Origin of the sequence: Winogradskyella rapida, from assembly GCF_042675845.1 — a bacterium.
In the GTDB taxonomy this organism is placed as follows: Bacteria; Bacteroidota; Bacteroidia; order Flavobacteriales; family Flavobacteriaceae; genus Winogradskyella; species Winogradskyella rapida.
Map to the genome: position 1 here is coordinate 1 of NZ_JBHTKM010000060.1, position 2,746 is coordinate 2,746.

2 protein-coding genes are annotated in these 2,746 nt (G+C 28.7%); both read right to left on the reverse strand.

Annotation, left to right across the window (positions count from 1 at the left end; genetic code table 11):
• Window positions 1–231: 231 nt before the first annotated feature.
• Window positions 232–1,398 (reverse strand): DUF1573 domain-containing protein, encoded by a 1,167-nt coding sequence (locus ACFQ13_RS07480; protein WP_386115793.1) that lies wholly within the window; start codon window positions 1,396–1,398, stop codon window positions 232–234.
• A gap of 159 nt (window positions 1,399–1,557) precedes the next feature.
• Window positions 1,558–2,454, reverse strand: a complete 897-nt coding sequence (locus ACFQ13_RS07485) for a DUF5677 domain-containing protein (RefSeq protein ID WP_386115794.1) — start codon at window positions 2,452–2,454, stop codon at window positions 1,558–1,560.
• Window positions 2,455–2,746 lie beyond the last annotated feature (292 nt).

The following is a 2,746-nucleotide window of genomic DNA, read 5'->3' on the forward strand; positions in this document are numbered from 1 at the left end:
AAATCGGTATTTACACTAAACCATAAATAATCCGTCCTTTCCCTTTTTCCGCAACCCTTGGAGATATTGACCGCGTAAAATCTGTAATTGCTTACAACGTGTTTTTATATGGTTTGTTGCGTGTTTTAAGCACTAAATTTAGCAAATAAAAACCGAATAGAAAATCCGCGAGGATTTTCGTAAGTAGGCTAGAACTAGCAATAAATTATATACGGTGTTACCACACGTTTTTTATTCAATTATCAATTCAATCGTTTCGTTAGCAAAACTAGAAAATCCTCCTTTTTCTCCTTTCGTTAAATCGACTTCCAATTTCAAATCTGTATTTTTCTGTTTTGCAATTAATTGTTTTGAAAAAACTACTTTGATTTCAGTTTCTTCATTTGGTTTAATAGTTTCTTTATTCCAGTTCAAGTAAGCAATTTGTTTATCTAATTCAATGTCAGAAATGTAAAATTCTTTTTTGCCTGTGTTTTTTAAGATGAAAACGTAAGGTCTAGAGAAGTCTTGCTTTAGTTTTTTAAACTTCAATTTTCTATCAGAAATCTCAAAACTAATTTCTTTTGCAGGCGCATCATATTTAATTCCGAATTGGATTCTATCTCCATTATTGTAGTCAATACTCAACATTGAATAACTTTTGTTTTCAGCTAATTCAGCGATTAAAGTTATTTTTAAATCCCTTGTTTCCCCAACTCCAAGAGGTTTATTTCCTAAATCAAATTTTATGACTTCGTTAGTTAAAAATTTTGGCTCTTGAAATTCAATTTCCTTATTGGAATTATTTTTTACTCGAATTATCTTGGTTATGTCTTCTTTACCGTCCGTTTTTCCAAAGTCGATTAATAAATCTCCAATATTATTTTCTTGGTCAATTGCAAGGTCAGTCAGATTTAGTATTTGTAATCCATATTTTGCTTTGAATTCTGTTTTGAATTTTTCTTCTTCATCAGAACTCGATTCGTTTTTACCTTTATTTTCAATTTCATCAATTACATATGAACTTAAATTTTGTGACCATTGCATTAATGGCAGATTTAATTCCTCCATTATAATTGGTTGGTTTTCGATAATCAACTTACCAGTTTCTGAATTATAAAATGTTATGAGATTATCAATTTCAATTTCTGTGTAATTTTTAGAATAAATTGGTATAACTATTAGTTTAAGTTCAGCCAAAGATTTTTTAGAAACTTTTTTTTCCAATGCTTCCCAATAATTGTCTGAAATTCCGAAATTACTTTTCTTTTGATATTCGATTGTTTGAGTTATTATTTTCTCAATGTTACCTATTGTTCCATCTAATTCTAATAGTTTTTCTATTTTCCCATCAACTGTTTGAGCATTGATTTGTATTGAAAAAAATGTAATTAAAATTATAAATATTGTCTTTGTCATAAGTTTTGGTCAAATGTGTGGTAACGTGTTTGTGTATGGTTAGTTGCGTGGTTTAGCAACTAATTTAGCAAACTTTTACGAACCTGAGAATATTCCGAAGGAATATTCCAGATGAGCACTTACAAAGCAATTAATTATACACGGTGTTAGCCACAGTACTTAATCCGTTCCAAATTTATTCCAGAATAGGATAGTTGACTTTATTTCATCATCATATTTGTCAAATACTCTTGATGCAAAATCAAATTTATTTTTTAGTCCTACGATTGTAATACAGTTTATCATTTTAACAATTCTCAATGAATTTAATATTGCTATGTTATTATCCTCGGAACCTTTTGTTAGAGCATTCGGTTCATTCATTTGGATTAATGAAATGAATTCAGAATGAGCATAATTTGAATATAATTTATAAGACAATTCAAACATTGATGTTTTTAAAATACTTTGTTCTATTAACTTATTCCAACTTACTAATCTTGGAAGTCCGAAAGTGTCTAATTTCCATAAATTCTGTTTGTTTAAACTTTTGTAATAAGGTGATTTTTCTATAATAGTTTTTAATCTTTTTATTTCTTCTAATTCGGTTTGAAGTTTCTCATTTACGCTTTTCTTTAACAAACCTCTTTCATTAAAATATCCTTGTCTTGCTTTATATCCTGAAATTTTCCAAATATAAAATCTGAATTTGCGTTCATCAATACTTAAGTCGTTAAAAAATAAATATTCTAATGTTAGAAATGCTTCAATTATGGAACGTGTTAATATGTTGATTGAAGAAAAATCTAATAGTTCTAAGTTACTGTCCTTGGTGATTGCAGAAACTTTTGTTCCTTTTCTTAATTGAATAATACTTTTTGTAGTAACTAAAATTTTTATTGATAATGTTTCAATAAAGACTTCACCTTCGCCAAGGTTAGTTTTTGAATCATAAATTGATTGGATTATTTCAGTACTCGCTTTTGCTAGTAATTCTAAACTCTCAAATGTTGCAGGAACAGAGTTTATCAAGTGTAATTCTTTGAGAGCAGTAAAAGTTTTTAAATTAATATCCAATTTTCAATCGTATGTTTTTTCGTATTGTGGCTAACGTGTTTGTGTATGGTTAGTTGCGTGGTTAAGCAACTAAGTTAACAAACTTTAACGAACCAGTGAAAATTCCGCAGGAATTTTCGCAAGTAGGGAAGAACCTAGCAATTAATTATACACGGTGTTGTGTACAGTGTTTTTATTCAATGCAATAGTTTTCCACAAAATAGTGATTCCGACAAAAAATATAAGCAAACCACCAATTAGAAAAGCTATTTCATATCCTTCGGCGAATAATCCGCAAAAATAATTCAGATAT